This window comes from Actinomadura logoneensis (assembly GCF_003428695.1).
Classification (GTDB): Bacteria; Actinomycetota; Actinomycetes; order Streptosporangiales; family Streptosporangiaceae; genus Spirillospora; species Spirillospora logoneensis.
In genome coordinates, this window is sequence record NZ_QURH01000066.1 from 1 (window position 1) to 1815 (window position 1815).

At 78.7% G+C, this 1815-nt stretch carries 4 protein-coding genes; 3 read left to right on the top strand and 1 reads right to left on the bottom strand.

Translation table 11 applies throughout. The features are described from left to right. Window positions 1-511, bottom strand: a 511-nt coding sequence (locus DZF91_RS03150) for a hypothetical protein (RefSeq protein WP_199486369.1), incomplete at its 3' end; no start/stop codon positions are given. Window positions 512-530: 19 nt separating this feature from the next. Between DZF91_RS03150 and DZF91_RS39360 the strand changes: the two genes are divergently transcribed. From DZF91_RS39360 to DZF91_RS03160, 3 genes are all read left to right on the top strand, one after another. Beyond that, on the top strand, window positions 531-692 hold the full coding sequence (locus DZF91_RS39360) for a hypothetical protein (RefSeq protein ID WP_158587834.1): 162 nt from the start codon (window positions 531-533) through the stop codon (window positions 690-692). Continuing rightward, on the top strand, window positions 689-1351 hold the full coding sequence (locus DZF91_RS03155; protein ID WP_268915914.1) for a response regulator: 663 nt from the start codon (window positions 689-691) through the stop codon (window positions 1349-1351). The genes DZF91_RS39360 and DZF91_RS03155 overlap by 4 nt, the downstream gene beginning before the upstream one ends. Before the next feature lie 188 nt (window positions 1352-1539). After that, window positions 1540-1815, top strand: a 276-nt coding sequence (locus tag DZF91_RS03160) for a hypothetical protein (protein ID WP_199486370.1), incomplete at its 3' end; no start/stop codon positions are given.

The following is a 1815-nucleotide window of genomic DNA, read 5'->3' on the forward strand; positions in this document are numbered from 1 at the left end:
CGTCCTCGCCGCGGCGCTCGCCGTCCCGTGCCTGGCGGTCCGGGCCCTCGGCGCGCACACCGCCGCGCGCCGGAGATGCCGGGACGCCGCCGACGCCCGGGACCGCGACGAACTCGAACGACGGATCACCGCCGCCGCCGCGGCGGAACGCCGGAGGGTCGCCGACGGCCTGCGCCGCACCGCGCGACGGCACACGCGGAATGCGGCCGACGCCGCCGACGCCGGACGCCTCGACACCGTCCTCACCGAAGCGCGGGCGGGACTGGCGGCGCTCCGGCAGTTGCTCGCCGACCTGCGGGAACAGGACGACGGCGGCGACCCGCCGCCCACCGTCGACGGCCTCGCCGCCCTGGCGGCCCGGCGCGGCGCGTCCGTCCGGTTCACCGGCGCGCGCAGGCCGCTGCCGCCAGCCCTCGAGGTCGCGGCCCACCGCCTGGCGGGGGAACTGCTCACCGGCGCTGCCGCCAGCCCTCGAGGTCGCGGCCCACCGCCTGGCGGGGGAACTGCTCACCGGCGGGGAGACCGTCACCGTGGCGTTCTCGGACGGGGGCGTCGCCGTCCGCGGACGGGCGCCCGGCGGCCCGGACGCCGAGCGGCGGCTGCGCGCGCTGGCGGACGCCTGCGGCGGTACGCTCGTGATCGCCGACGACCGCGCGGCGCGGGGATGGCTGCCGGAGGTGTCCCGCCCTTGACCGAGACGATCCGGGTGGTCGTCGCCGACGACCAGGCCGTGGTGCGCGCCGGGATCGCCGCCATGGTCGCCGCCGAGCCCGACATGACGGTCGTCGGCCAGGCGGGCGACAGCGAGACGGCCGTGGCGCTCGCCGCCTCGCTCCGGCCCGACGTCGCGCTGATGGACGTCCGGATGCCCGGCGCCGGGGGCCTGGCCGCGACGACGCGGATCACGGCCGAGGTCCCGGGGACGCGCGTGGTCGTCCTGACGACGTTCGACCTCGACGAGTACGTGTTCGCCGCCCTGCGCGCGGGCGCGGCGGGCTTCCTGTTGAAGGACGCCGACCCGGAGCGGCTGATCGACGCGGTCCGGCTCGTCGCGCGGGGCGACGCGCTGCTCGACCCGGCCGTGACCGGGCGGCTGATCGGCCGCTTCGCGGGCGGCCCCGGCCCGGCCGAGGCCGAACGTCTCGCGTCGCTCACCCCCCGCGAGACGGAGGTGCTCCGCCTGGTGGCGCGCGGCCTGACCAACGTGGAGGCCGCCGCGGCGCTCGGGATCGGCCCGGCGACGGTGAAGGACCACGTCGCGGCCGTCCTCGGGAAGCTCGGTGTCCGCGACCGCGTCCAGGCGACGATCTTCGCCTACGAGAGCGGCCTCGTCCGTCCCGGCATCCGCTGACCCTCACAGCGCGTCCGCACGCGTCCGCGCGCATCCGCGCACGTCCATCCGAACTCGTTGGTCGGGCGCGACGGTCTTCCCCGCCGGACGGCGGGGTGGCGCCCCACCCGTCCGGCGGGGACGCGACCAGCGGAAACGGGCCGGAAGGCGGACGAGAAGGGGCGTGGCGCGCTCCTAGCGTGGTCCGCATGTCACGTACCGCCCTGCGCCGGTCGTCCGGCGCGCTGCTCCTGCTCACCGCCGCGGTGGCCGCCCCGCTCGCGGGCGCCGCCGGCCTCGTCGGCGTCGCGGCCTTCACCGCCGACGTCCCGCTGCTCGCCGGCACCGGACTGCTGGTCGTGGCGGGCACCGGCGTGCTGCTCGGCCTCCCCGCGTTCGGGCTGCTCGGCGTGCGCCGCAGGCGCGGAGCGGCCCTGCTCCTCGGCGCGGGCCTCACCGCCGCCGTGGCCGCGCTCGCGTCCGTC